Source organism: Streptomyces sp. NPDC056835, assembly GCF_042789485.1.
Taxonomy (GTDB): domain Bacteria; phylum Actinomycetota; class Actinomycetes; order Streptomycetales; family Streptomycetaceae; genus Streptomyces.
Map to the genome: position 1 here is coordinate 30794 of NZ_JBHUBB010000020.1, position 24905 is coordinate 55698.

Sequence of the window (24905 nt, forward strand, 5' to 3'; positions counted from 1 at the left end):
CGCGGCCTCGTTCGTCTCGCTGACGCCGCTCATCGTCTCGCTGACGCCGCTCATCGTGTCGCCGACGCCGCTCATCGCGCCCGCCGCGTGAACCGCGCGGAGCGGGCGCGCCGCGTGCGCGGTGTGCGCCGTACGCGCCGTGCGCGCCCCGTCGAGGAACGCGGTGATCTCCGCCAGCGTGGCGCCCTTGAGCAGCGAGTCCGAGTCGGCGTCGATCCCCAGCGTCTCCTTGATGATGACGGCGAACTCGGCGACGGCGAGTGAGTCCATCTCCAGGCTGTCCATCGTGGCCTCGGGGATGATCTCCACGGCGGGCACCTTGAACGTCTCCGTCAGCACCTCGGAGATCTTCGGGTGGATCTCGCTCATGGGTTGTCCTTTCCAGGGGTTGGGTCGGTTGAGGGGGTCGGTGGTTTCAAGCGGGTGCGGCGGATGCGGCGGGTGCGGCGTGCCACGCGCCCTCCGCGTCGTCGTAGGCGTCCACGTAACCGGCCCCGGAGATGGGCCAGTCGGCGAACATCTCCTCCGGCAGCGCGAAGGACTCGACGAGGGCGGGCGCATGGCCGGCCAGCCGCGAGATGAGCTGTTCGACGGCCTCGGGCAGTTCATCGAGATGACGGGGGGCCAGCCGGCCCGCGGCCAGCAGATCGCCGCTGTTCCGGTCGATCCACTGGAGCGCGAAGAGCCGGTGCAGCGAACGCAGCAGGTCATGGGCCGAGGCCGAGGAGACGGAGGGGGACGATTTCGTGGCGGAGGGCGACGAGCCGGGCTCCAGCCCCGCCATCGCCACCGCGTACGCCTCCGACGCGCGCCGGTACGCGTACGCCTCCACGGCACGCAGCGCGGCACCGGACGCCGCGTTCCACCGCGCCAGCGAGTCGCCGTGCGGCACCTGGCTCATCCGGCGGCGGGCCCGTTCCAGCCATAGGGCCTCGACAGCGACCAGGAGTCCGTCCAGGAACAGCGGGTCGGTCAGCTCGCGGCGGGAGGGGCCGTACGATCCGTACTCCGGCTCCGGACCCGAAACCGAAACTGAAACTGAATCCGGCTCCGAAACGGAAACCTGATCGGGCTCCGACTCCGACACCGGCTCCGGCTCCAGTTCCGGGCCCCGCCCCGGACCTCGCTCCGGACCCCGCTCCGGGCCCAGGCCCGGGTCCGGACCCGGAGTCGCCGAGAACAGCATCTCGGCCGCCGCCTTCGCGTAGATCGCGACATTGTCGCCCTCCGCCGTGATGACGCCCTCGATACCCGCAAGCAGCTCGGTCATGCCGTTGTTCTCCAGCAGCGCCTGCGCCCCGCACCGTTCCCGTGACTCCACGATGACCTCGCGCGCCCGCCAGCTGATCCAGCCCTTGGCGACGGCCACCAGCCGTTCGGCCTCGTCCGTGTCCGCTTCGGTACGCGACTCCCAGGCGTCCAGCGCCGTACGGTGCAACAAGGTCATCGCGAAGACCGTGGCCAGGGCTCCGACCAGGGGACCGTGGTGGCTGCGGTGCGCGAACACCGTTACCCGCTCCCCTCCTCTGGGACCGGAGATCCGCCGGTGCGCGCCGTACCGCACGGCGAGCGCCAGCGTGACCCGCGCCGAGCCGACCGCGCACGCGCTCATCGAGAGCTTGCCCGCCGTGACCCGGCCGATCGAGGTCAGGAAACGCCGTCGGCGGTTGCTCTGCTCGCTCCGGAACACACCGTCGTCACCGATCCGCCCCTGCGCACCGCCCAGCAGCGCCTCGCGCCCCACGAAGACCTGGTCGAACGAGGTCAGACAGTGGTCCACCGGGCTGCCCAGCCGGGCGGGCAGCCTGCGCACCCGGACGCCGGGGAGCGCCCCGACGGCGTCGGTCAGCGGCGTCAGGAACAGAAAGACGCCGTGATCGGTACCGTCCACGAGCAACCGTGCCGCCACCACACCGGACTTGGGGCCGCCCACCGGGCTGGTGTTCGGCATGAACTTCTGCGCCCCGGCATGCGGCGTGCACAGGACGAAACCGTCCCGCTCCCGGTCGTAGGCGGCCGTCGTCTCCACGGCGACCGCGTCGTTTCCGTGCGCCACCTCCGTACAGAGGAAGGTGCCCACCCGGCGCAGCGCGAAGAAGTCGGCCACATCCGCCGAGCCCGCCATGTCCCGCGCCGAGCCGCGCGCCGCGCCCCTCTCACTCCGCGCGTGGTCGAGGAGACTGCCGAGGAACAGGTTGTAGTGAATGCCCGCGACCGTCGTGAAGGCCGGATCGACCGGGCCCAGCCACTCATGCAGCGCGGCGAGCCCGCGCGCGTCGGCCACCAGCTCCGCCGGGCTGTCGAGCGTGTCATTGACGGTACGCAGCCGCTCGTACGCCATCGCCAGCCGTTCCCCGGACGAGGCACCGGGCCGGCGGCGGAACGGCGCCGCGGCGGCGAGCCGACGCCACGGCGCGTGCTCCCGGTCGAAGTCCTCCCCGAAGAGCGCGCGCGTCAGCGGATCCACCGTCGGCCCCAATGAACCCGTCGGACCCAATGAGCCCGTCGGGTCCAATGAGCCTGTCTGGTCAACCGAGTTCACGGCAACGGCGTTGATATTTATACTCACGCCGGTATAACGATCAATCAATGGCGAAGAAACGACTCTCCCACCCGCAGAACCATGGGACATTCGTACGATCAGCTCCCTGATGTGACCTGTCGTCAGGCCCGCCGAAACGCCAGCGCCACGTTGTGCCCGCCGAACCCGAATGAGTGGCTGACCGCCGTCTCCACCCACTGCCGCCGGGGTTCCTTCGTGACACAGTCGAGGTCGAACTCGACAGCGGGCGCGTCCACGTTGGCGATCGGCGGAATCACGCCATGTTCGAGGGTCAGCACCGTCGCCACCGCCTCGATCGCCCCCGCTGCCGCCAGCGTGTGCCCGACCACCCCCTTCGGCGCCGTGACCGGCGGCCGGTGCGGGTAGACCCGGTCGATCAGTGTCGCCTCCATCGCGTCGTTGAGCGGTGTCGACGTGCCGTGCGCGTTGACATGCTCGACGTCATACGGGCTCCAGCCCGCGTCCCGCAGCGCCTCCTCCACCGCCGCCTGGGCCCACCGGCCGTCCGGCGCGGGCGCTGTCGGATGGTGCGCGTCCGTACTGGCGCCCGCGCCGGCCAGCAGCGCGCGCGGCGCGCGGCCCCGGGCCCGCGCGTCCGCCTCCCGTTCCAGGACGACCATGGCGGCGCCCTCGCCGATGACGAACCCGTCCCGGTCCGACGCGAACGGCCGTGACGCCTCGGCCGGAGCGCCGGTACGCGTCGACAGCGCGCCCATCCGCGCGAATGCCGTCACCACCAGCGGGGTCAGTACGGACTCGGCGCCCCCGGCCACCACCACATCGCACTGCCCGCTCGTCAGCAGATCGCGGGCCACCGCGATCGCGGTGGCACCCGAGGCGCAGGCGGTCGCCGGGGCCAGGCTCGGCCCCCGGGCCTTGAGCGCGATGGCGACCTCTCCCGCCGCCGCGTTGGGGATCATCATCGGCACCAGTACGGGGGAGACCGCCTGCGGGCCGTCCGCCTGAAGCTTCAGCGCGTTGTCGACGAGCAGGGAGACACCTCCGACGCCCACGCCGAGCACCACGCCCACCCGGCCGCTGTCCCAGCTCGCGGGGTCGAGTCCGGCGTCCGCCACGGCCTGCCGGGCCGCGATCAGCGCCAGCTTCACGAACCGCGCCATCCGCCAGACCGACCGACCGCCGATCACGGCGTCGAGATCGATGCCCTCGACCGCACAGGCGAAGTCGACCGGCATACCGGCCAGTTCCGGGCGCCGACCGGCCACCGACCGCCCCGCGCACAGCCCCTCCCAGAACGACCGTTCATCATGACCGGCGGGAGTCACCACCCCGAGCCCGGTCACCGCGACCGTCCCGCTCTCCTGCCCGCGCCCCCGTTCAGTCGTCGGCGTCATGATCCGTTCCTTCCGTCGAGGGCCGTGGCCCGTGAGTTCTCGGGCCGTGCGGCCTCGGGCGTGGTCGTCGTGGGCGTGGTCGTCGTGGGCGTGGTCGTCGCGGGCGTTGTCGTCGCGGGCGTTGTCGTCGCGGGCCAGCGCAGCGCCGCCGATCCCCAGGTGAGGCCGCCGCCGAAGGCGGTCAGCAGCATGCGGTCGCCCGCGCGGAAGCGTCCCCGCGCGTGCGCGTCCGCCAGGGCGAGAGGGATGGAGGCCGCGCCGGTATTGCCCACCCGGTCGAGATGGGTGACACAGCGCCCCGCGCCGATCCCCACCCGTTCGGCGACGGCCCGCAGGATCCGGGCGTTGGCCTGGTGCGGTACGAAATGGTCGACCTCGGCGGCGTCCCAGCCCACCGTGCGCAGCAGCGAGCGGCACGAACCGGTCATCCGCTCGACCGCGTGCTGATAGACCGCCCGCCCCCGCATCCGGAAGAACTCGTCGCCCTCGGCGGACGGTTCCGCCACCGACCTCGACCGCGCCCCGCCGCCCGGCACGGTGATCAGGTCATATCCCGTGCCGTCACTGCCCAGGTCGAAGGCGAGCAGTTCGCCCGGGTCCCCGGCCCTGCCCGCACCGATCAGCGCCGCTCCGGCGCCGTCGCCGAACACCACGCCCGAGGAGCGGTCCCGGGGATCCAGCCAGGTCGAGTACACATCGGCGCCCACCAGGAGCACCCGTTCGAAGAGCCCCGACACCACCAGTCCGTGGCAGACGGCGAGACCGTAGACAAAGCCACTGCACACCGCGCCGATATCGAACGCGGGTACCGTGCCCAACCCCAGGCGCGCCGCCAGCGCAGGCGCGGTCCCCGGACACAGATGATCCGGAGTCGCCGTGGCCAGCACCACGGCGTCCACCGCCCGCGCGGACCCCGCCCGCACACCCGTCGGCACGGAACCCGCCCACGCGGAACCCGCCCGCACGGCACCGGCCCGCGCCGGATCGGCGACCAGCAGCCTCGCCGCCTCGTACGCGATATCCCCCGTGGACATCCCAGGAGCAGCCCGATGACGGCCGGCGATGCCCGTACGCGTACGGATCCAGGCGTCGTCCACCTCCCACTCAGCGGGCAACGCCCCATTGGGGACCGGCTCCCCCGGAACCCACCCCGCGACGGCCTCCAGTACCGCCGTCCGTGGCTCCACCCCCTCCCGGCTCTTCTCCTCCCAGCCCTCTTCGCGCCCCCTCGCGCGCGGGTCTCGCGCCTCCGTGCGCCCGTACAGCGCGTTTCCACTCGCCACCCACGGCCCCCATCCGGTAAAAGATCACATCGACCGGATGACAAACGGGCGCGCCCGTAAGCGAGTTACTGCGCCATTTGGGGCAAAGATCGCGTCGGTTCCCACCCAGGTAGGTGAATCCGTGCCGCCGAGGTGCCGAGCCCGCTCGGAACGGGGGGCAGCCAGTGGGTGATCCCGGCCCGGTCCTCCAGCAGTTCGGCCTCCTTGTACCGCTTACAGCCGTGGTGCCAGTTGAGAATCCCGGACAGCCAGTTCTCCAGCTCCTTCACATAGCCGTCGAGCACCCGGCGTGCGTCCGCGTCGAGGCCGAAGTCGTCGTACAGCGTGGGTAGTTCGTTGGCGACGACATGCTGGAACTGGCTCATCCGTGAGTTCATCAGGTCGTCGATGATGGCGAGGCCGGTCGGGTAGTCGCAGTTGAAGAAGTTCTGCACGACGAGCACACCGTTGTGCACCTCGCCCTCGAACTCGATCTCCTTCTGGTACGAGAAGACGTCGTTCAGCAGCGTCGCGTAGTCCTGCGCCGCGTTCTCCATGGCCCTCATCGGCCCCGACCGGTAGATCTCGGGTGGCACCACCCGGCCGTGGCTCAGCCGGGACAGACTCATCGTCATGTCCGAGCCGAACGTCTGCCGGCGCATCTCGATGTAGTCGACGGGGTCGGGGATACGGTTCTGCACCTGATTGGCCAGCTCCCACAGCCAGCTGTCGGTCATGTCCACCACGGACTTGCGGAAGACGCGCCGCGCGTCCAGATCCATCGGGCCCGCCGTACGGACCCACAGATCGGCCAGCCCCCGTTCCAGCCCGGTCGCGGGTACCGGCGTCTCCGTGCTCTCGACCGGCATGAACAGCGCCAGCCGGTCGTTGCACGCCTTCGCGCCCGCCATATCGCGCGCGTTGCCGTAGACCACCGGGTAGTAGTCGTCGCCGTACGTCCCCCACGTCAGCCAGTCCGAGGTGAGATCTAGCTCCTCCGCCGTGGCGTCCGGATGGATACCGGCCGCGCAGAGCGGCAGATCGATACGGCGCAGCCGACGCTCGTCCCAGACGTCCGAGCCGGGGATACCGGGCTGCGCCCTCAGGATCCCCATGCGGTCGGCCCACTCGACCGTGTGCTCCCGCGAGTGGTCCAGATGCGGGCTCAGCGACAGAGCGAACGGCATCCGGAACTCCGGCAGCACGGAGGGACCGACCCGCTCGAACGGGATATGGCTGTGGCCGCGCGCCCGCGCCGGCGCACCCGCGCCGATCGTCCTCGCGATATCGGCCGCGGCCGTACCGAGACCGACCGGCACCATCGAGAACGACGCGCCCGACCCGGAACCCGCCCCGGAACCCGCGTCCGAATCGGCGCCGGAACCGGAACCGGCGCCGTTCATATACCGGCTGGAGCGCATATGCCACTCATGGCCGCCCGACTGCCAGTCCTGAAGCCCCTTCACATAGGCGAGAGTGTCGGCGCACGACTGCGGATCCAGGCCCTTCTCGGCGAAGAGCGGCCCCAGTTCGGTCAGCGCGGTGTTCTCGAACTGCTGGACACGCGAGGTGAGCAGATCGTTGACGGCGTCCGCCGCCTCCTGTGTCGTACAGCCGAGGAACGTCTCCAGGACAAGCACTCCATTGCTCAGCTCGCCCTCCTCCTCGATCTCCCGCTGGTACGAGAACAGGTCGTTGCGCAGATGGACACCGTCCGAGAACGTTTCCTTCAGCACCCGCAGCGGGCGTGAGTCGGCGATCTCCGCGGGCACTTCGGCGCGCGCCGCGTACTCGATGAGCCCCGCGGACCAGGGCGCTCCGCCGACCTTGCGGCGCATCTCGATGTACTCGACCGGATTCGCGACCCGGTGCGCGTTGATGTTCGCGAGCTCCCAGTCGGACTCGTTGAGGAGATTCTCCGTGGACTCCGCGAACCGCCGCCGCCACGCCATGGACATGCTCGGGACCGTACGGGCCCAGAGGTCCGCCAGCCCCGCCTCGACCGGATTGGTCGGCTCCGGGAATCCGGCGGCGAGATCCATCGGCATGAAAGCGGCCAGCCGTTCGAGATACGCCTTGCCACCCTCCCGGTCCTGCGGCCGCTTGTAGACCTCCAAGAAGTGGTCGTCGAAGAAGAACACCCACACATACCAGTCCGTGACCAGCGACAACGCCGGACCGTCGCAGTCCGGATGCGTGTACGAACAGAGCAGGGCGTAGTCATGGGAATCGAGGTCGCGCTCCTCCCAGATACCCGACCCCTCCAGCATGCCCATGTCCCTGGCCCACCGCTTGGAATGCGCCCTGGCCTCCTCCAGGTGCGGATTGAGTCGGGCCGGATAAGCCATATAGAAATCCGGCAATTCAAACGGCTGTGTCACGGGCGAGCGGCCTTTCCCGACGGTTCCGGTGATTTTCCCTGAGTCGTGATCTACCCCTCGACCGACTCCGCCATCCGGACCACAAATTAGTCATATGAACACACAGCAAGCGCGTGGCGTACGCGCGTCATGGCGCGGCCCGGGTGATCATCGCTGAATGAGCACCACAATCCGGCTCGCACAACAGCCCGAGGCCGACGAGCTGCTCGGCCGCAGCCCGCTGGCCGCGCTGGTCGGCATGCTGCTTGACCAACAGGTCCCGATGGAGTGGGCGTTCTCCGGCCCGTACACCATCGCCGTACGCATGGGACACGACGACCTCGACGCCCGCGAGATCGCCGCGTACGACCCCGAGGCGTTCGTCGCGCTGCTCTCGGACAAGCCCGCCGTGCACCGCTATCCGGGGTCGATGGCCCGACGCGTCCAGCAGCTCTGTCAGTACCTCGTCGAGCACTACGACGGCGATCCCACCGCGATCTGGCGTGACATCGCCACCGGCGCGGAGGTCCGGGACCGGCTGAACGCGCTGCCCGGCTTCGGCACGCAGAAGTCCCAGATCTTCCTGGCGCTGCTGGGCAAGCAGTACGGGGTACAGCCCAAGGGCTGGCGCGAGGCCGCGGGCGCGTACGGGGACGTGGGGTCGTACCGCTCGGCGGCGGACATCACCGGACCCGAATCGCTGGCCAGGGTACGGGCGTTCAAGCAGGAAGCGAAGCGCGCGGCGAAGGCGGCCAAGGCGACGCGAGCGCCCAAGGCCGACTGACCGCCGGCCGATCCGGGCTCCGGACCACAACCGATCCGCGACCGGCCCGCCCCGACCTGCCCCGCGCCGCCCCGCCCCACCCCGCCCCGAATCAGGGCCGAATCAGAGCCGAACCAGGCCTGATCCGCGGCTGATCACCCGATACGCACCGTGAGCTATGACACACCTGTTCCCAGGCGGCGCGGCGCTGGCTAGCTTTCCCTCACATTCGTTCGCACCGGAAGGATCCCAGCCCCTGTGAACGCAACTTCCCGCAGACTCCTGGCAGTCGCGACCACCACCGCGCTCGCCGCCCCTCTGCTGCTCTCCGCCTCGCCCGCCTCCGCGCGCTCGCACGACCCGGCCAAGGACGCCGCCAAGGACGCGGCGAAGCTCTCCCGGAAGCTGGTGCGCGAGGCATCGGCCGGCGACGCGTACCGGCATCTGGAGAAGTTCCAGGCCATCGCGGACTCGGCCAACGGCAACAGGGCGGCGGGCACGCTCGGCCATGACGCCTCCGCCGCGTATGTGTACAGCCAGCTGAAGAAGGCCGGTTACCAGGTCTCGTACGACACCTTCGACATCACCTATATCGAGACGCTCGCCGAGAAGCTGACGGTCACCGCGCCGACGCCTCGCGATGTCGCGATCGCGGCCATGTCGTACACGACGTCCACCAAGGAGGGCGGCATCGCGGCCGACCTCGCCGCCGTCCCGGTCGACGCGACCACCGGCTGCGAGCCGGCCGACTACGCCGCCGGCGCCTTCACCGGCAAGATCGCGCTGATCCAGCGCGGCGGCTGCGACTTCGCGACGAAGCAGAAGGAAGCGGCGGCGGCCGGCGCGGTCGCCGCGATCATCTACAACAACACCGAGGGCGCGCTCAACGGCACGCTCGGCGGCCCGGACGCCGGGAAGATCCCCACGGGCGGTATCACGCAGGCCGAGGGCCAGGCGCTCGCCGCCGAGGCCGCCAAGGGCGCGGTGAAGGTCTCCCTGGACATCCGCCAGCTCCAGGAGGAGCGCACCACCCGCAATGTGGTCGCCGAGACCAAGGGCGGCAGGGCGGACCGGACCGTGATGCTCGGCTCCCATCTGGACTCCGTCACCGAGGGCCCCGGCATCAACGACAACGGCTCGGGTTCCGCCGGGCTGTTGGAGGTCGCCCTCAAGCTCGCCAAGGCGCATGACAAGCCGGCGAACAAGGTGCGCTTCGCCTGGTGGTCGGCGGAGGAACTGGGCCTGCTCGGCGCCGAGGCGTACGTCAACGGCCTCACCGCCGCACAGCGCGCGGACATCGCGCTCTACCTCAACTTCGACATGATCGCCTCGCCGAACTTCGCTCAGTTCGTGTACGACGGCGACGACTCGGACGGCACGGGCGCGGGCCCCGGGCCCGAGGGCTCCGCCCAGCTGGAGAAGGGCATCACCGACTTCCTCGACAGCAGGAACGTTCCGCACGAGGGCACGGACTTCGACGGCCGCTCCGACTACGGGCCGTTCATCGACGCGGGCATCCCGTCCGGCGGCACCTTCACCGGCGCCGAGGGCATCAAGTCCGAGGCCCAGGCGGCGAAGTACGGCGGCGAGGCCGGTATCGCGTACGACAAGTGCTACCACTCAGCCTGCGACGACCTCTCGAACATCAATATGAAGGCGTTCGGCATTAACATCGATGTGATCGCCAACGCAGTGGGCACCTACGCCCACGATCTGAGCTCGGTGACCAAGCCGGCGGCGACGGCCGATGCGGCGCGGATCCCGCTCAAGGGCGCCGAGTCCGGCGCTGTTTCGCATTCCCGCGGCCACACGCCCACCGCGTAGCGGGGCGGCCCGACGGCACAGCGCACCCCATCGCTTTCAGGCGGTGGGGTGCGCGACAGTTCTGGCATCGGAAACAAAGGTGGAGAAAACGGCTCTGCTGAACACAAGCACCGGACCTTCGGTATTCTTGCTGTCACGTACGGGGATAATGCCCGGGATACCGGTGCCTATTTCCACGCAATTTCCGCTGTTGTCGCCGCTGTAACTGCTCTTTACCCACGTTGTCGCTCTGAAATCGCGATTCATCATGGTGGCCGTACCCTTCCATCGCGTCATGGAGCAACGCGGCAGACTCGGAGGCGGAAAGCGCATCCGCCCTCAGAACAGCATAGGTCTGTGCATGGCGGCCGGTAACTTCCGGATCGTCGCTGAAATGTCCGCGGTCAAGCGATTCCGAGTACACCCAGACATGGCCATCCGAGAGGGTGATCAGGGACATGGAAGTATTGGGACGCCAAATACCCGGGACACCCGCAGGGGCGACTTGGACACGGATGTTCGGCTGCTTTCCCACACGCAGCAGATGTGCGCACTGGTCCCGCATGACGGCCGCGCTTCCGACGGTGTTCCTGATACAGCTCTCATCCAGGACCATGAGCAGAAGTGGACCCTCGGGGGAGAGAAACCTGTGTTGCCTGCTGAGCCGCGCGCGAACACGCCTGTCCAGTTCGTCCCCGCCGGCCCGGCGCGAGAGCAGCGCGCGGGCGTAGTCCTCGGTCTGCAGCAGTCCCGGCATCATCTGGGTCTGGTACTCACGGAGCGCCGTCGCCTCGGCGTCCATGGCGGCACGGCGCTTGAACCAGTCCGGATGGTCCACTTCCGGATACCAGTCGATCTTGTGCCAGAGCTTCTGCAGGATGCCGCCGGTACGCAACACGATGTCGCAAGTCTCAGCGAATTTCTCGTCAGGAACACGTGTTCCGGCTTCCACTCGGGCAACGTAGGAGCGATCGCAGGGGACTTCGCCAGCCAGTGCTATTTGCGTAACACCTATGGACTCACGGCAGTGCCTGAGAACTTCACCGAACACATCGGCCGTGCTGGCGACTTTCTCCCCGCCCCCTGCGTTGCGTCGGCCCATGGCCGCTCCCCTCATGTCATGTGACAGATCTCGACTGGAACGCGTGCGATGTTGTGCGCCCGCCCCGCGCAACGCAACCCTTGTCCTGTGCAACGTAGTTGCATCGCCCCGAGGACGACAATGCGCGAGGAATCGAACTCAATGACACACCGTCCCCCTGAATTGGCGGCCGTGGTCCTCGGCACGACCATGCTCAGGCGGCACCGGACGGAACAACTATCCGCCGAAGCAGGTGAATTGTACGAGCCGGTTGATCTCCGGGTATCCGCAGGTGGGCATCAGAACACGGCACACGGAAAGGTGACCTGATGCCCAGGGCGACCTTGACCACCGTGCTGCTCTCAAAGACGGACTGCTGGTACTGCGAATCCTGCTGGATAAACAGCGTGGAGGCTGCACGCACCACCCAGGACGGCTGTATGGACCTGCTGTGCCTCAGGTGCGCCGAGGCGAATTTCCCGAGGCGCGTGGATATCTTTCCGCCGTTCGGAATCTTCGGGCTCTCGAACCGAAGGGCCAGAATGAGCAACGGAAAGCACGCGAAACCGGGCGGCCCCAAATTACCCCCCGATCCGGGCCCGCATCCGCCGCCGAACCCGCGCCCGCAGTCCCCGCCCGGTACCCCGCCCGTCTGACGGGCCCGGCGGACGGGCGGGGGGGTGAGCCGCCGTCGCACACCTCACCCGACCCCTTTCGAGCGAATCAGCGGCACGGTCCGGTGACCGACGGCCGCGTTCCCGGGGGTACAGGCACCGGAAGGGCTGGTTCCACTCACGCCTCACTCCCCCTTTGTCACTGAATGTGAGCTTTGAACTCGGGCACCATGGCTGCGCCCGGAGCCGCTCGCCCGGTAGGCTTTCCGTGTGATCTTCAAGCGCATCGGTAACGGGCGGCCGTATCCCGACCACGGCCGGGAAAGCACCCGGCAGTGGGCGGATGTCGCGCCGCGCCCGGTCCGCCTCGATCAGCTCGTGACCACGAAGGGTCAACTGGACCTGGAGACGCTGCTCGCCGAGGACTCGACCTTCTACGGGGACCTCTTCGCTCACGTCGTGAAGTGGCAGGGCGATCTCTATCTGGAGGACGGCCTGCACCGCGCCGTACGCGCCGCGCTCCAGCAGCGCCAGGTGCTGCACGCACGCGTGCTGGAGATGGATCCGCGCTGATCCGGCCCGTACCGGACAGGGTCTGACCCGTACGGACAGACCCTGATGAGTGCCGGACAGGGACTGGCGGAGGAGGCTCCGGCAGGGCCGGCCCTTCGGGCACTGAGCCTTTCGGGGCCTTTCGCCACCCGGACCGCGCAACCGGTTGATCATTTAGTAGGAAACACCACCAGCGCGCACTACGCTGCGGCCATGAGCATGCTGACTCCCCCCGGCATGGGCGGAAAGTACCGCATTACGGGCAACAAGTACCCGCGCATGCGCCGCCCCCGTCATCGTCGCAGAATCGTGCTCGCGGCCGTCGCATCCGTCGTTGCCCTCGGCCTGGCCGGCTGGGGAACGCTGCAGCTCATCGACGTCTTCACGGGGGGCGGCACGAAAAGCGCCGCCGCCGCCGGGAAGTCCGGCTGCACGCACTCGTCCGAGCCCGTCAAGGCGCTCCCCAAGCCCGGCCAGATCACGGTCAACGTCTACAACGCGACCCCGCGAGGCGGACTCGCCCAGACCACCGCCGACGAGCTGAAGAAACGCGGCTTCGTCATCGGCAAGGTGGGCAACGCCCCCGCCGCGTACGACAAGAAGGTCCCTGGCACCGGGATACTGCTCGGCGCGCTGAAGTCGGAGGACGGCTTCTTCACCGTCCTCGGTGCCCAGCTGAAGGGGGCCACGTCGAAGACTGACAACCGTAAGACACCGGATGTCGATCTGATCATCGGCGCGGCCTTCGAGGCGCTGACCGAACAGAAGGACGCCGACCAGGCCCTGGCCACCGTGTCGAGCGCCGCGTCGGATCCCGCCTGCGGGGATCTGGGGGCCGCCCCGAAGAACTGACCGCCGCGCCTTCCGACGGGGCCCGGTTCGCCTGCCGCGCGAACCGGGCCTCAACGCGAACCGGGCCCCAATGCGAACCAGGCCCCAACGCGAACCGAGCTTCAACTCAAACCGAGCCCCAAGGGGATGTCCTACTCGGCCGTCCCGTACATACGGTCTCCCGCGTCGCCGAGGCCCGGCACGATGTAGCCGTTCTCGTTGAGACGCTCGTCGACCGCCGCCGTGACGACCGTCACCGGCGTGCCCGCGAGTTCGCGCTCCATCACCTCGACGCCCTCGGGCGCCGCGAGCAGCACGACCGCCGTGACATCGTCCGCGCCGCGCTTGATCAGCTCGCGGATCGCCGCGACCAGCGTGCCGCCGGTGGCCAGCATGGGATCGAGCACGTACACCTGGCGTCCCGAGAGGTCCTCGGGCATACGGTTGGCGTACGTGGACGCCTGAAGGGTCTCCTCGTCGCGGATCATCCCGAGGAAGCCCACCTCCGCGGTCGGCAGCAGCCGCACCATGCCGTCCAGCATGCCGAGGCCGGCCCGGAGGATCGGGACCACGAGCGGGCGCGGATACGAGAGCTTCACACCCGTCGTGCCCGTTACCGGTGTCTTGATGTCGACCTGTTCTGTCCGGACGTCCCGGGTGGCCTCGTACGCGAGCAGCGTGACCAGCTCGTCGGCGAGGCGCCGGAAGGTCGGGGAGTCGGTGCGCCGATCGCGCAGCGTGGTGAGTTTGTGCGCCACCAGCGGGTGGTCGACGACATGAATCCGCATGGCGACACAGTAACCGGGGGCCAAGGCTCCACGCGCTGCGACCGCCTGGCTGGCATCAACCCCTGTCAGCGAGGGAAGGTGTCTAGGGGCCCCGATACGACCGCGGAGCTGAGTACGGAGCCTGAGGTGGTGACGCAGCCATGCCGGACGAGGATCGGGAAGGCCGGGATCAGCGCCGCGACCAGGTCGAGGCCGAGGCGGAGGCGGAGGCCCGGGAAGCGGACCAGGCGGACGGTCGGGACGTGACCCGGGCGGAGACCCCGGAGGAGACCCGGGCAGACGCTCGGGAGAGCGAGGCGGAGCGCCGTCGGAGGCGCGCGCAGTTTCTGCGGGAGCTGAACGAGGCCAAGGCGCTGCGCGAGCGCGTAAAACCCCGGCAGGCCCGCGCCGCGCGGATGCGCCAGCAGATGCGGATGCGTACGTTCCGGTGGTGACCGGCCGGTAGCCGCGCCCGGCGCGCGACGTACCTCATGTCCATCCCGCATGCTCATGGAAGGCATCCGGCGCCCGGAGCCGAACAGGGGCCTAATAAAATGGCCCGACGACGCAACGGTGGAAGACCTCTCGCGAAGCGTTCGTTTCTGCCACGATTCCGAGTGGGCGGGGCAGATCAGCGCACCGCCGGATCGTCACACCTCTGACCAGTGGGAGAGTCACGGTGTACTTCGCCGCACTGCTCGCGCGCACCGAAGACGGGTGGGAAGCGAGCGACACAGAGCTCGACGATGTGGAGACCTTGTCGGACCTGACCGACTTGGCCCGCGAAGCCTCGGTGGACGAGGACACGGTGCTCGTGTTTATCGAGCAGGAGGATGCCTGGTTCGGCATCCTCCGCGTGGAGGGCGAGGAAGATCCTCGCATCTACGTCTCCGACGCGGCCGCGGCCGCACGCTCCTCGTACGGGGAGATCCTCATTGATGAACTGCTCGGCAGGGACGACGACGACCCGGCCGACGACTTGGACACGCTGGACCTCGACGGTACGGAGGACGGCGAACCGGACGAGAACGACGAGGAGGAAGAGGACATCCCCCTGAAGAACGGGGAGACCGTGCCCGCGGGAGCCGTCGGCGACCGCGAGATTCTCACCGACCTCGGCCTGTCCGAGGCCGATCTGCTGGCGCTGGATTCGGACGCGATGGCCGAGATCGCGGAGGCTCTGGGAGCCGCCGAGGTGCTGGAGACCGTCCGATAGTGATCCGGCACGACCCCGCGCCCGACCCGGTACGCGCACCGTGGCGGGCGGCCATGCGCCTTGCCCTGGAGGAGGCGGCACGGGCTGCCCTGTCCGGTGATGTACCGGTCGGCGCCGTCGTGCTGTCCCCGGACGGCACGGTGCTCGCCGCGGGCCACAACGAACGCGAGGCCACGGGCGACCCGACGGCACATGCGGAGATCCTGGCGATCCGCAGGGCCGCCGGGAAGCTCGGAGCCTGGCGGCTCACGGAGTGCACGCTGGTGGTGACCCTGGAGCCGTGCACGATGTGCGCGGGCGCGATCGTCCAGTCCCGGGTGGACCGGGTGGTTTTCGGCGCGCTCGACGAGAAGGCGGGGGCAGCCGGCTCGCTCTGGGATGTCATACGGGACCGACGCCTCAACCACCGGCCCGAGGTGATCCACGGGGTGCTCGCGGAGGAGTGCTCCGACCTGCTGACGTCGTTCTTCCGGGACCGCTGACGGGTTGTCGGGCAGCCGCCGACCAGCCATCGGGCGTCCTTCGGGTCGCACCCGGGATATCGATTTCGGAGCACGGCCCACCTTGGGCTAAGCTCTCTCTCGGTAGCGTGTCCGAGCGGCCGAAGGAGCTCGCCTCGAAAGCGAGTGTGGGGAAACTCACCGAGGGTTCAAATCCCTCCGCTACCGCCGCAAAACCGCCTCTGATCTGCGAAAACAGATCGGGGGCGGTTTTTTGTGCCCGTCTGTGCCTCACGCTTTGCCACACCGACGGCCTTCTAGGTTCCTTGTCCATGGCACGTATCAAGCGCGCTCGGCTACTGGAGTTCTTCTCCGCTCTGGAACGGGCGTTGAACTTGAGCAAGAAGGGTCCGGTCGTGCTGCTGACCGGTTACCAGGTGCCGGCCGCGATCCGCAGACCCCCGCGCGGTCGGGGCGGCGGCGAGCGTCGTCCACAGGCGCTTCTCGGCGCGCTCGCGCGAGCCGGAGACCAGCCGCTCCAGCACGCTCACCCCTGGCAGCACCACCTCGACGAGGAGCGTCACGAAGTCGACGTCGGCGGTTTGGACCAGCGCGTCACGAATCTGTTGCGCCCGGCCGGTGCCCTGCCACTGGGGGCACCACCATCAACTCGGACAGGGCGAAGATCCGGCCGCGCACGTCCTTGGGCCGGTCCGTTCCCTTCCACCACCCGCCCGGTTTAAACTTCGCGCCGAATGCGTATCCGACCGGGCCGCCGTTCTCCCGTCCCGAGACACACAGCCAGTCCTCGCGCCCCGACCGCAGGTCGACGAAGTACGAGAATCGTTCGCACGAGTGGAACGGGTCGGGATCGTTCGCGTACACCTCGTCGTGAATGTCCAGGAGCAAGGAGCGGACGTCGCGCGCGTCGGCGTGCGAGTAACACATCAGGTCCATCGGCGTGACTCCTCGATCCAGCTCACGACTTCGGGTGCCTTCGTACCCGAGGCCTCGATGACTTGGCGTGTTCTGGCAAGCGTGTTCGTCGTCCCGCATCGCCCTGACGAACCCTCGGCGATCCGGGTGCCGCGGACAAGTACCCGCTGCCCGACCTGGCCGCTGCGGAGAAGGCATCCGCTGCACCGTCGTCGGCAGAGTCGGTCCCCGCCGCATCCCCCCGGCGACAAAACGACGGCGGCGAAGGACACCAGCAATGAACTAGGTACAGGTACTCGGGGCGAGTTGGGTGATCGTGCGGACGTCACACAACGCGTCCGTCTGTAACCTCTGTCACAGCAACCTCCAATCGAACAGCGGACGTTGGGTGACTGCTCGCGTCTCGCTTCGGCGCGGGCCACGGGGAGGAGATCAGGCATGGCGTGGGACGAGTGGGAACAGCTCAAGGCGGATACTGCCGCGCGTGGCGGCCCGGCGCACATGCAGATCAACCAACTCGCCGATCCCGGCGGCGGGAGCGCCACCAGTAGCGTGACGGAAGGTCTCAAGTCGACCAAAGCCGCATGGAACAAGGCAGGCGAGGGCGTCGGCGGGCTGCGGGAAGGGATCGGCAAAGCCCTGACCAAGTTAGCGGACGGGCAGAAAGGCCTCGGCGACGACGTGGGATGCCTGACCGCCGGCGCTCAGCAGGACGTGTACAGCTCCTGGACCCGCTACGTGAAGTCGGTCAATGAGCGTTGTGGTGGCGTAAAAGAGGTTCTTGAACAGGTCGGCCACGACCTGCTCCTGACCGATGAAGGCGTCCGAGCTGCGTTCGGCAACATCGACACCAAGTACACCGACACGCCCGCCGTCGGCGGCCAGGGCTCGGGGCGGTGACGGGGCGGCTATGGACCTCGCCACGCTCAAGAAGCTCAAGCCCTCCGAGTTCGAGCAGGCAGCCGACGGTTACCGCGCGACAGGTGACATGGCCAGCGCGGCCAAGGACGAGATCGACAACGTCATCGCCGCCGGAATGAACAAGGCCCTTAAGGGCAAGGCTCTTGACGCAGCAGTCGGGGAACTCAAGAAGCTCTCGGCCAACTTCCACTACACGCAGACCGAATGCGGCCTGGTCAGTGCGGCACTCAATGGCTTCGCCTTCGACATGGACGCTGCCCGGAAGAAGCTCCTGGCCGCACTCGACGACGCGGAGGCCCGGAAGTTCACGGTTAACGCCGACGGCAGCGTCACCTACCCGGAGGGGAAGCCGGCGAACGGCGTCGAACTGCCGCCCAAGGGCGGTTCGGTCAGCGGTGCTACCGATCCGACGGCCCAGGCGGTAGGTCGTCAGTCCGCCAACTTTGACCCCAACCCCCATCACGCCGAGGCCCTGGCCATCGCGGACCGTATCGCCGCTGCTTTGAAGGAGGCGACGGAGGCGGACAGCAAGTGGGAGCCGAAGATTCGGGCGCTGAAGGCCGACGATGACCTCACCGTCTCCAACCGCGACTGGGCAGACGCCAGGTCGGACATGGCCGGTGTGTCCAAGGCGGCTGAGCACTACCTCGACAGCATCAAGCACCCGCCCAAGGACGGCGACCCCAAGGCCAACGCGCAGTGGTGGAAGGAACTCACGCCAGAAGAGCGCGCTGCCTACCTAGCCCTCCGCCCGAAGGCAGTGGGCGAGATGAACGGGTTGCCCGCTGAAGTACGTGATGAGGCCAACCGCACTGTGTTCGATGAGACCCGTGCGCAGTACCAGCTGGACCTCGACTCGATCCCCGCTGAGCCCGCCAACAAGTACACGATGATCAACACCATCAACGGTCCTGTGAGGGTCCACTCCGATGAGTGGATGGCCTGGAACGAAAAATATGGTGACCGGAAGGCTGAGCTTGAGAAAGTCCTGAACGGAACAAGGGCCATTCAGGAACGATTCGACAGAACCGGCGAAAAGGGATTGCCTGAAGCGTATCTATTGGGCTTCGACCCTAAAGGGGAGGACGACGGGCGAGTAATTCTCGCCAACGGAAACCCTGACACGGCTGACCATACTGCGGTTTACGTCCCCGGGACGGGAACGAATATCGGGGGAACCGGCGGCGGCATTGACCGCAGCGAGGCGATGTGGCGAGAGAGTCAGCATCTCGTGCCCGGTCAATCAGTTTCGAGCATTTACTGGTTCGACTACGATGCCCCGGATACCATTCCCCAGGCCACGGATGGTTCGCGTGCGGAGCACGCTGGTCCGAGACTCGACGATTTTCTCCAGGGAACCCAAACCGCACAAGGTGGACCAAATTCCAGCCATACGACTGTGATCGGACATAGCTACGGCAGCACAGTGATCGGTGAGACCGCCAAACATAACCACATCCCGGCGGATGACATCATTGCGCTCGGTAGCCCGGGAATGCAGGTCGGGCATGCGAAGGATCTGGGCGTAGGAGCCGACCACGTGTGGGCCGAGGGGGCGGACGGGTCGGTGGATGACGCCGTCGTCCGTCACGGTGGCAGACTGGTCGGCCTCGGCAACTGGTGGGCGAACCCCACCGACGAAGGATTCGGCGCCAACGTCATGCAGAACGACACCGGTAGCTTCCTCTCGGGGCACAGCTCCTACTGGGATTACAACGAGGGGCAGGCTTCAACGAGCCTCCAAAACCAAGCAGACGTAATTGCGGGAAGGTATGGAGATGTCAAGCTCGAATAGATGGCGCGGCGCGCAGCGAACTGGGCTGATTGCCACGCTCATGACGTCATCACTCCTTCTCACTGCAGGATGTTCAATGGACAAGGACAGCGGTAAGCCTCTTCCTACACGTAGCTCCTCCGCAGTGGAGGGCGAAGTGTCATCGCTCTCCAGCCAGGTGCTGGACATGTTCAAAGTCAAGGGAAAAGTCACCGAACCTGGGCCATACACATCGGCCTGCACCGATGACGGCAACAAGGGTGTCTGGGTGAGGCACCCCTGGTCCATGTACGGAATTGATAACAGTAAGCTCGGCGAAGGATTTGCCAATCTGAAGCGATCGCTGCCCGATGATGGGTGGAAAATCGTGAAGGACGGAGATGACGGCAGTCGGAATAAGAATCCCGAGGTGCTGGCCGTCCACCAGAAGACGCACAGCCAGCTTGAGGTCAGGTGGCTTAAAGGCCTCGACGGAAACACGCCCCTACTTGACGTGACCGTGTACTCGCAGTGCTTCAAGAAGGCCGAGTAGTCAGCCTGCGGGCGGCGTGAGCGCGACCAGTAGCGGGGCTTCAAGGGTGATGCCTGCCTGGAGTGGGGCGAGGAACGTCTCGCGGAAGTGGGCCTGCGTCTGTGGGCTCATTCCGCTCCCGGACACCACCGCACCGACGCGTTCCGTGAGGGCCGTCGCCGCTTCGCGGTAGCCGCTGTAGGCCGAGAGGTCGGACAGGTTTTTGATCTGTGCCGCCGTCTCCTCGCCGCTCAGCTCGAACCTGCCGCTGCCCCGCTCTCCCGGCAATGACCGCTGCAAGGGCTGTTCCCACTACTCCCACCGCAGCACCCAGAACCGCTGAAGTCCCAGCATCCACAAGAAGAGTGTGCCAGCGAGACTCTATGGACGCCCGTGAACCTCAAGACGGTTCAGAGGCAGTCACCCAAAACGTCCAGATAGGGTCCGATGTGCATCCAGAACAGCGGAGTCAGGCCGGTGTTCCTGCATCCCTGGACCGGGTGCGCTCGGCGTTGGGGTCGACCCCGCGCCTGCGGGGACATTCCCGCAACGTGCCCGAGATGCCCGAGAGGCTGCCGTCGGCTTCGCACGCACGCGGTCGACCCCACACCGAGCTCCCGGGGCCGGCTGATATATCGATGGCCTCCAAGATCGTTGGACGCCCCACGGTGGCGGGACCCCACGTCCGAGAGAGACGCATAATCACCAGCGGGAGGCATGCCACGATCCAGAATCAACCGAGCCGCCCGAGTCGGCCCGCCACTGATCCCAGGCCCCTGAAATACCCATCAGGCAATGGGGCGGTCCAGTCCCTCAGCCCGCGTCACCCCACACATCAGTTACACAATGCGACCATCCACAGCGACGGTCGTCACCCAGCCTGGGTTAACCGCCGAGACGCCAGGCGAAAAACGCCGGCGGAGCCCATCCTCGCCGTGCGGAACGTTCCGCATAGGAACCGTCAGAGGTCGATCGAGCAGGACTCAGCGGGATGGAAACAGGGTGGTATGTCCCACTCTCAGGAAAACCGCAGGTGAGGGGGCTCACGCAAGCGCGTTCAAAACCCTCCGCTGCTGCCGCAAAACCGCCCCTGATCTGCGAAAGCAGGCCGGGGACGGTTTTCTGTGGCCCGCATTTCCACGCTCGGGCCATGAGCCCGGTCCGCTGAGCAACAGACCGTCGAGCCCGCCCGGCGCTGTTCGTGCGGAGCTGTCGGCCGCATCGACGGTGATTCCTTCCGGCTCGACCAAGCGACCAGCGGTCAGGGGTGATCCCCTCGCTCATCCGCCTACCGACAGCGGAGAGACATCTGGCCGCGGTTGGGGAAAAACGGCTGGCCGCCTCCGGGGAGAACCGAGTAGCCGTTGACATACGGCGGACATTCCAACCGCGATGGTCCCTCAGAAGTAGTGCTTACGACCACCGACGGCGCGACCGGTGGCGCCCAAGAGCCATAGGACGGCACCGATCAGGACAAGCACACCGCCAATAGTCGTGAAGAGGGAGATACCGACCAGCAGGCCGATGATGAGCAGAATGGCGCCAAGGAGAATCATGGTGTTCCTCACCTCAAGGTCTGATCGGTGCGTAACCGCGTCCTCGCGAGAGGCACGGTGTCCGGGTTCCGCTTCTTACGGGCAGCGGACGTCGGTCCCGGTGGTATCGCCCCTTCGGGGGGGATGCCCGTTCGTTTCGTACGAACCCGTGTACCCCGCTCCGCACCACGAAACCTGCTTCGTACCTCGTCTCTCGACCGCCGTGGATCACATCGGCCGACCCGCCCGTGATCCTCGGGTCGCCGCGGATACAGGCACCTGCGGCACTTGGGCAGGCAGGCTGACGCCGGCAGGGACGCTGAGCCGCGCGTGTAGTGATCGTCGCCGGGAGGGGTTCTCGTAGGGCGGGGCGGCGCCGGCGCTCAGCGGTGAGACGTGGCCGCAGTTCTGGTACTGCCCGCCCTCGCACTCCGAGCGCTTCGTCCATCCGGCGATCCCACGCGACGCGGCAGCCGCTGTGTTCGGTCACCCGATGTCGTCCGGGCGTTCGGGGAGGGGGAGTCGGCCGTTGAGACGCGGCGTGGGCCCGGCGTGGGCCCGAGGTGGGCCCGTAGACCCTCGGCATCGGTCTTGCGCGTACGTACCGTACTGACATACGCGTCACGGCTGGACGCCTGGGCCGGACATCTTAGGCAGTTTGCTGAAGGGTTTTCCCCGTGTCGGACTCACAGGGCCTCGCGTTCCAGGCCGGCATACCCGCGCAGCGCTGGGAGTTGCCGAGAGCACTCGCCGCGACCCGGGTTCTGCTGTATCTGATGTTCGCTCTCACGTTGCTGGGCGGCGTCGGCGTGGTGAACTCGCTGCTGGAGCTGGGTACCCGTGTCACGCCGACGCTCAGTCTGCTGGCGCTGTACGCGGTGGCGCCCGGGATCGCCGCGGTGATCCTGGCGCGGCGACTCTGGACGGGCGGGAAGGTCGTCTGGTTCGCGTTGGTCGGTCTCCAGGTGTGGCTGTTGGTCGGCAGTGTCGTGAATCTGTACGGGGGTTCGGCGCGGGGGCTCAGCCAGCTTCTGTTGCCGGGTGCTCTGCTGGCGCTGGTGAGTGCGGGTGCCGGCCGGACCTGGTTCGAACTGCCCGTCGAGCAGCGGGCTGTGAGGCCGCGTTGGACGCGCGAGCGGTTGCGTCGGGAAGCGTTCCCGTCGATTCCGCACATGATCGGGTGGCGCCGGAACCGTGGTCAGGGGACGGTCGAGTACGTAGGCATGGTCGGTCTGGTCGCTCTGATCATCGGCACGCTGGTTCTCAGTGGCGTGGGGACTCAGGTCGCGAATGGTCTCCAGACCGCGGTCTGCAACATCCTCGGCGGCGACTGTGACAGCGACACGGTCGCAGGCGGCGGTGGCGAGTCGGGCGGCGGTGACTCGGGTGGTGGGGAATCGGGTGGCGGGGAATCGGGTAGCGGCGGCAACGGCGGCGGGGACTCCGGCGGTGGCGGTAACTCCGGCGGCGGGGACAACGGCGGTGGGTCCGATGGCGGTTCGGACGGCGGTGGCTCCGACGGGGGCGGCTCGAACGGCGGTGGGTCGAACGGCGGCGGCTCCAACGGCGGCGGGTCCGATGGCGGCTCCAACGGCGGCGGGTCCGATGGCGGCTCCGATGGTGGTTCGGACGGCGGTGGTTCCAACGGGGGCGGCTCCGACGGGGGTTCGGACGGCGGTGGTTCCAACGGGGGCGGCTCCGACGGGGGTTCGGATGGCGGCGGGTCCAACGGCGGCGGTTCCGACGGAGGCGGGTCGGACGGCGGCGGGTCCAACGGCGGTGGCTCGGACGGCGGGTCCAACGGCGGCTCGGACGGCGGGTCCGACAACGGCGGGTCTGACAATGGTGGGTCGAGTGGCGGTGTCGAGTGCAATCCAGTCATGGCCCCCTGGGGCATCATGCAGAGCTGCACGGACACGGACACCGGCGGGTCTGACGGTGGCTCCGACGGCGGCGGGTCGGATGGCGGTTCCGACGGCGGCGGCTCCAACGGCGGCGGCTCGGATGGCGGTTCTGACAGCGGCGGCTCCGACGGCGGCTCCGACAGCGGCGGCTCCAACGGCGGTTCTGACAGCGGCGGCTCCGACGGCGGCTCCGACAGCGGCGGCTCCGACGGCGGTTCTGACAGTGGTGGGTCGAGCGGCGGCGTCGAGTGCAATCCAGTCATGGCCCCCTGGGGCATCATGCAGAGCTGCACGGACACAGGCACCGGCGGGTCTGACTCCGGCGGAGGTACCGGTGGTGCCTCGGGCGGGAGCAGCGGCGGCAGGAACGACGACAACAAGGATGATGGCGACGAGAGCGACGACCAGGACGAGGACAAGGACAAGGACAGTAAGAACGACTGCCTGAACGGAACCAAGGTCGCCTTCTCCGGCAGTGTGAACACCGGCGCGGCCGGTGACGGGCGTTACACGCTTGCCTCGGCCGCGGTTCGTACGCGTGTGGTCGCCAGGGGGGGTGTCGTCAGCGGCGTCGCGCTCGCAGCCGACCCCGGAAGCGCTTCCGCGATGGACGTGGCGCAGTCGCTCTCCGGATTCTCTATCGCTGGTGTCGATACGTACCAAGACGCGGAGAACAGGGTCACCCATGCTCTTGGACTCACTGATGAGCCGAGGCCGGAGCCCGAGCCGGAGCCCGAGCCGGAGCCCGAGCCCGGTCCGGATGGGGGAAGTTGCTCCGAGCGCCCGGACCCGATGACCGCGCTGGACGATGTCCCGAAGTACCGCAATGGCGACAGGAAGAAGTGGTCGGAGGAGGTCGAGAAGAAGGCTGACGAGAACCCGCTGACAGAGAATCTCACCGCCGAGGACGCGCTCATCATCGCCGACTACACCGGCCCTTGGGCCGAGGACGCGAACAAGTACCTACGTGGTCAGCCGATCTCCGGCCTCCGTGCGGGACGGGTCCCGGAGTTCATCGAGAAAATGGACCGTGCGCTGGAGCACCTGCCGCCGGTCGAGGGGACGTTCTACCGGGGTACGTTCATGCCGGATGAGCTGATCAAGAGGTTCGCCAACGGTGAGCAGGTCGAGATGCCCGAGTACCTCAGCACGTCCAGCGACCCGGCAAAGGCCGACCGCGCCACCGAAAACGCGAAGTCCAACGGTCGGGCGGGCGAGAATGTCGTGCTCGAAGTGACTACGGACAACGGCCGCAACATCGACCCCTTGTCCCGCTATCGGCCCAAGGAGTCGGAGGTCCTCATCCCGCGCGGCGGCAAGTTCGAGCAGGTGGGCGTGAAGACGAAAATCATCGGTGGCAAGGAATACAAGGTCATCCAGGTGAAACAGGTGGGTTGAGCTGGGCGTACGCCCCTGTGCCGACGCGTGCGATCGCAAGGCGGAGGATCGCCCGTGTACTGGATGTACCCGGGCGACTCCGACAACGCGGCGAGGTGCGGCCCGCCGCGGCAGCGGCTGATGTCACTGCGGCGTCGCGGGCCCGCGAAGATCGACCGGACAGGACCTAGCTGCTCGGGGTCGCCCGCCAAGGCGTCGGGGTCACGGTTGGCGAGGTTGGTGGGGAAGAGCAGGCCCTCGCCGGCGCGAATGCTGATCGGCGTGGCGGGTCACCGGCCAAGGGCTACTGCCGTCCCACGCGCGGACCCTCGTGAACCGC

22 protein-coding genes, 1 tRNA gene and 1 pseudogene are annotated in these 24905 nt (G+C 67.9%); 12 read left to right on the forward strand and 12 right to left on the reverse strand.

Features of this window, described 5'->3' with window-relative positions; translation table 11 throughout:
- Window positions 1-144: 144 nt before the first annotated feature.
- From ACFRMN_RS22900 to ACFRMN_RS22920, 5 genes and pseudogenes are all read right to left on the reverse strand, one after another.
- Window positions 145-369 (reverse strand): annotated as a pseudogene (locus ACFRMN_RS22900) (acyl carrier protein); the annotation flags it as partial.
- Window positions 370-415: 46 nt separating this feature from the next.
- Complete coding sequence (locus tag ACFRMN_RS22905) at window positions 416-2632, reverse strand: acyl-CoA dehydrogenase (protein ID WP_383022393.1); 2217 nt, start codon at window positions 2630-2632, stop codon at window positions 416-418.
- A 32-nt stretch (window positions 2633-2664) separates the two neighbouring features.
- Complete coding sequence (locus ACFRMN_RS22910; RefSeq protein ID WP_383022395.1) at window positions 2665-3918, reverse strand: beta-ketoacyl-[acyl-carrier-protein] synthase family protein; 1254 nt, start codon at window positions 3916-3918, stop codon at window positions 2665-2667.
- Window positions 3915-5105, reverse strand: coding sequence for a beta-ketoacyl-ACP synthase 3 (locus ACFRMN_RS22915; protein WP_383022529.1), 1191 nt, complete (start codon window positions 5103-5105; stop codon window positions 3915-3917). The genes ACFRMN_RS22910 and ACFRMN_RS22915 overlap by 4 nt, the downstream gene beginning before the upstream one ends.
- Window positions 5106-5266: 161 nt before the next feature.
- Entirely contained in the window at window positions 5267-7561 is a 2295-nt protein-coding gene (locus ACFRMN_RS22920; protein WP_383022397.1) for a family 2 encapsulin nanocompartment cargo protein terpene cyclase, read from the reverse strand.
- Window positions 7562-7718: 157 nt separating this feature from the next.
- Here ACFRMN_RS22920 and ACFRMN_RS22925 point away from each other — a divergent pair, with 157 nt between their 5' ends.
- Window positions 7719-8324, forward strand: coding sequence for an HhH-GPD-type base excision DNA repair protein (locus tag ACFRMN_RS22925; RefSeq protein ID WP_383022398.1), 606 nt, complete (start codon window positions 7719-7721; stop codon window positions 8322-8324).
- A gap of 237 nt (window positions 8325-8561) precedes the next feature.
- Window positions 8562-10127: a M28 family metallopeptidase gene (locus ACFRMN_RS22930; RefSeq protein ID WP_383022400.1), complete on the forward strand. Its 1566-nt coding sequence runs from the start codon at window positions 8562-8564 to the stop codon at window positions 10125-10127.
- A 36-nt stretch (window positions 10128-10163) separates the two neighbouring features.
- Here the strand turns inward: ACFRMN_RS22930 and ACFRMN_RS22935 are convergent, their stop codons facing one another.
- A complete protein-coding gene (locus ACFRMN_RS22935; RefSeq protein ID WP_383022402.1) occupies window positions 10164-10304 on the reverse strand; it encodes a DUF397 domain-containing protein in 141 nt (46 codons plus the stop codon).
- Window positions 10261-11208 carry a Scr1 family TA system antitoxin-like transcriptional regulator gene (locus ACFRMN_RS22940; RefSeq protein WP_383022403.1) on the reverse strand — a complete coding sequence of 316 codons (948 nt, stop codon included), beginning with the start codon at window positions 11206-11208 and terminating at the stop codon, window positions 10261-10263. The genes ACFRMN_RS22935 and ACFRMN_RS22940 overlap by 44 nt, the downstream gene beginning before the upstream one ends.
- Before the next feature lie 863 nt (window positions 11209-12071).
- On the opposite strand from ACFRMN_RS22940, the gene ACFRMN_RS22945 reads away from it, so the two are divergent.
- Together ACFRMN_RS22945 and ACFRMN_RS22950 are read left to right on the forward strand one after the other, a co-directional pair.
- Window positions 12072-12374, forward strand: coding sequence for a type II toxin-antitoxin system VapB family antitoxin (locus tag ACFRMN_RS22945; RefSeq protein ID WP_383022405.1), 303 nt, complete (start codon window positions 12072-12074; stop codon window positions 12372-12374).
- Between the two features lie 192 nt (window positions 12375-12566).
- Window positions 12567-13205 (forward strand): LytR C-terminal domain-containing protein, encoded by a 639-nt coding sequence (locus ACFRMN_RS22950; RefSeq protein ID WP_383022407.1) that lies wholly within the window; start codon window positions 12567-12569, stop codon window positions 13203-13205.
- A 131-nt stretch (window positions 13206-13336) separates the two neighbouring features.
- Here the strand turns inward: ACFRMN_RS22950 and upp are convergent, their stop codons facing one another.
- Complete coding sequence (gene upp, locus ACFRMN_RS22955; RefSeq protein ID WP_383022409.1) at window positions 13337-13972, reverse strand: uracil phosphoribosyltransferase; 636 nt, start codon at window positions 13970-13972, stop codon at window positions 13337-13339.
- Between the two features lie 140 nt (window positions 13973-14112).
- Here upp and ACFRMN_RS22960 point away from each other — a divergent pair, with 140 nt between their 5' ends.
- From ACFRMN_RS22960 to ACFRMN_RS22975, 4 genes are all read left to right on the forward strand, one after another.
- Complete coding sequence (locus ACFRMN_RS22960; protein WP_383022411.1) at window positions 14113-14406, forward strand: hypothetical protein; 294 nt, start codon at window positions 14113-14115, stop codon at window positions 14404-14406.
- Window positions 14407-14630: 224 nt separating this feature from the next.
- The gene (locus ACFRMN_RS22965; RefSeq protein WP_383022413.1) at window positions 14631-15167 is read left to right on the forward strand and encodes a hypothetical protein; all 537 of its coding nucleotides are present in this window, start codon (window positions 14631-14633) and stop codon (window positions 15165-15167) included.
- A 53-nt stretch (window positions 15168-15220) separates the two neighbouring features.
- Window positions 15221-15649, forward strand: coding sequence for a tRNA adenosine(34) deaminase TadA (gene tadA, locus ACFRMN_RS22970; RefSeq protein ID WP_382873833.1), 429 nt, complete (start codon window positions 15221-15223; stop codon window positions 15647-15649).
- Between the two features lie 101 nt (window positions 15650-15750).
- Window positions 15751-15835, forward strand: a tRNA-Ser gene (locus ACFRMN_RS22975).
- 128 nt (window positions 15836-15963) lie between these two features.
- On the opposite strand, the gene ACFRMN_RS22980 is transcribed toward ACFRMN_RS22975, so the two are convergent.
- Window positions 15964-16191 carry a hypothetical protein gene (locus ACFRMN_RS22980; protein WP_383022415.1) on the reverse strand — a complete coding sequence of 76 codons (228 nt, stop codon included), beginning with the start codon at window positions 16189-16191 and terminating at the stop codon, window positions 15964-15966.
- Window positions 16192-16222: 31 nt separating this feature from the next.
- Complete coding sequence (locus ACFRMN_RS22985) at window positions 16223-16564, reverse strand: hypothetical protein (protein ID WP_383022416.1); 342 nt, start codon at window positions 16562-16564, stop codon at window positions 16223-16225.
- A 417-nt stretch (window positions 16565-16981) separates the two neighbouring features.
- Between ACFRMN_RS22985 and ACFRMN_RS22990 the strand changes: the two genes are divergently transcribed.
- The 3 genes from ACFRMN_RS22990 (at window position 16982) to ACFRMN_RS23000 (ending at window position 19770) form a co-directional block, all read left to right on the forward strand.
- A complete protein-coding gene (locus ACFRMN_RS22990) occupies window positions 16982-17443 on the forward strand; it encodes a hypothetical protein (protein WP_383022417.1) in 462 nt (153 codons plus the stop codon).
- A gap of 10 nt (window positions 17444-17453) precedes the next feature.
- Window positions 17454-19259 (forward strand): alpha/beta hydrolase, encoded by a 1806-nt coding sequence (locus ACFRMN_RS22995; RefSeq protein ID WP_383022418.1) that lies wholly within the window; start codon window positions 17454-17456, stop codon window positions 19257-19259.
- A 76-nt stretch (window positions 19260-19335) separates the two neighbouring features.
- Window positions 19336-19770, forward strand: coding sequence for a hypothetical protein (locus tag ACFRMN_RS23000; protein WP_383022419.1), 435 nt, complete (start codon window positions 19336-19338; stop codon window positions 19768-19770).
- Here the strand turns inward: ACFRMN_RS23000 and ACFRMN_RS23005 are convergent, their stop codons facing one another.
- Window positions 19771-20049, reverse strand: a complete 279-nt coding sequence (locus ACFRMN_RS23005; RefSeq protein WP_383022420.1) for a hypothetical protein — start codon at window positions 20047-20049, stop codon at window positions 19771-19773.
- 1100 nt (window positions 20050-21149) lie between these two features.
- Window positions 21150-21305 (reverse strand): hypothetical protein, encoded by a 156-nt coding sequence (locus ACFRMN_RS23010; RefSeq protein WP_383022421.1) that lies wholly within the window; start codon window positions 21303-21305, stop codon window positions 21150-21152.
- A 656-nt stretch (window positions 21306-21961) separates the two neighbouring features.
- Between ACFRMN_RS23010 and ACFRMN_RS23015 the strand changes: the two genes are divergently transcribed.
- Entirely contained in the window at window positions 21962-24586 is a 2625-nt protein-coding gene (locus ACFRMN_RS23015; RefSeq protein ID WP_383022422.1) for an ADP-ribosyltransferase, read from the forward strand.
- Window positions 24587-24905: the final 319 nt, after the last annotated feature.